Origin of the sequence: Enterococcus sp. 3G1_DIV0629, assembly GCF_002141285.1 — a bacterium.
GTDB lineage: Bacteria > Bacillota > Bacilli > Lactobacillales > Enterococcaceae > Enterococcus_B > Enterococcus_B lactis.
In genome coordinates this window covers 1,433,159-1,434,393 of record NZ_NGLI01000001.1, presented here as the reverse complement: position 1 = coordinate 1,434,393, position 1,235 = coordinate 1,433,159, and the positions used below count along the sequence as shown (strand labels likewise).

General features: G+C 48.5%; 12 tRNA genes. All 12 read left to right on the top strand.

Annotated features, from left to right (window positions below):
• Positions 1-7: 7 nt before the first annotated feature.
• The 12 genes from A5816_RS07275 to A5816_RS07220 all read left to right on the top strand — a co-directional run bounded on the left by A5816_RS07275 (position 8) and on the right by A5816_RS07220 (position 1,233).
• Positions 8-79, top strand: a tRNA-Gln gene (locus A5816_RS07275).
• A 15-nt stretch (positions 80-94) separates the two neighbouring features.
• Positions 95-179: transfer RNA gene (locus A5816_RS07270), tRNA-Leu, on the top strand.
• Positions 180-344: 165 nt separating this feature from the next.
• Positions 345-418 (top strand) — tRNA-Asn (locus A5816_RS07265).
• A gap of 39 nt (positions 419-457) precedes the next feature.
• Positions 458-546, top strand: a tRNA-Ser gene (locus tag A5816_RS07260).
• 14 nt (positions 547-560) lie between these two features.
• A tRNA-Glu gene (locus A5816_RS07255) sits at positions 561-632 on the top strand.
• A 15-nt stretch (positions 633-647) separates the two neighbouring features.
• Positions 648-720, top strand: a tRNA-Val gene (locus A5816_RS07250).
• Positions 721-729: 9 nt separating this feature from the next.
• A tRNA-Asp gene (locus A5816_RS07245) sits at positions 730-802 on the top strand.
• Positions 803-837: 35 nt separating this feature from the next.
• A tRNA-Phe gene (locus A5816_RS07240) sits at positions 838-913 on the top strand.
• Position 914: 1 nt separating this feature from the next.
• Positions 915-995: transfer RNA gene (locus A5816_RS07235), tRNA-Tyr, on the top strand.
• Between the two features lie 6 nt (positions 996-1,001).
• Positions 1,002-1,075: transfer RNA gene (locus A5816_RS07230), tRNA-Trp, on the top strand.
• A gap of 2 nt (positions 1,076-1,077) precedes the next feature.
• A tRNA-His gene (locus tag A5816_RS07225) sits at positions 1,078-1,150 on the top strand.
• 11 nt (positions 1,151-1,161) lie between these two features.
• A tRNA-Gln gene (locus A5816_RS07220) sits at positions 1,162-1,233 on the top strand.
• Positions 1,234-1,235 lie beyond the last annotated feature (2 nt).

Sequence of the window (1,235 nt, the reverse complement as noted above, 5' to 3'; positions counted from 1 at the left end):
TTATTCTTGGGGTATAGCCAAGCGGTAAGGCAAGGGACTTTGACTCCCTCATGCGTTGGTTCGAATCCAGCTACCCCAGTTATTCTTTTAATTTGCCGGCGTGGCGGAATTGGCAGACGCGCTGGACTCAAAATCCAGTGTCCGTTGAGGACGTGCCGGTTCGACCCCGGCCGCCGGTATTACGAAAAACCTTGAAATTTAATTTCAAGGTTTTTTATTTTATTTAAATACTATTAAATACTATTTTATAAACCCATAGATCAGTATAGGAACAGTAACTGTCTCTTATACACATCTAGATGTGTATAAGAGACAGGAGTAGGACGTCGCCACGCTGATGTTATTCCGGCATAGCTCAGTTGGTAGTAGCGCATGACTGTTAATCATGATGTCGTAGGTTCGAGTCCTACTGCCGGAGTTCTCATTTTGAGAAAGAGTATTGAGCTTCTTTCACTCTGGAGAGTTGTCCGAGAGGCCGAAGGAGCATGATTGGAAATCATGTAGATGGTGCAAACTGTCTCAAGGGTTCGAATCCCTTACTCTCCGTAACAAGTTTACCTGGCCCGTTGGTCAAGCGGTTAAGACACCGCCCTTTCACGGCGGTAACACGGGTTCGAATCCCGTACGGGTCATTTTAATTGAATGTTGGAGGTTTAGCTCAGCTGGGAGAGCATCTGCCTTACAAGCAGAGGGTCAGCGGTTCGATCCCGTTAACCTCCATAATGAACTGGTTCCGTGGTGTAGGGGTTAACATGCCTGCCTGTCACGCAGGAGATCGCGGGTTCGATTCCCGTCGGAACCGTCGTTCTTGTTATTCAATTAATAATTTTAAAATATGGCGCGGTAGCTCAGTTGGTAGAGCAACGGATTGAAGCTCCGTGTGTCGGCAGTTCGATTCTGTCCCGCGCCACCATGGAGGAGTAGCGAAGTGGCTAAACGCGACGGACTGTAAATCCGTTCCTTAGGGTTCAGTGGTTCGAATCCACTCTCCTCCATTTTATAGGGGCATAGTTTAAAGGTAGAACAGCGGTCTCCAAAACCGTTAGTGTGGGTTCAATTCCTGCTGCCCCTGCCATGGCGAATGTGGCGAAGTGGTTAACGCACCGGATTGTGGCTCCGGCATTCGTGGGTTCGATTCCCATCATTCGCCCTTTTTATTCTTGGGGTATAGCCAAGCGGTAAGGCAAGGGACTTTGACTCCCTCATGCGTTGGTTCGAATCCAGCTACCCCAGTT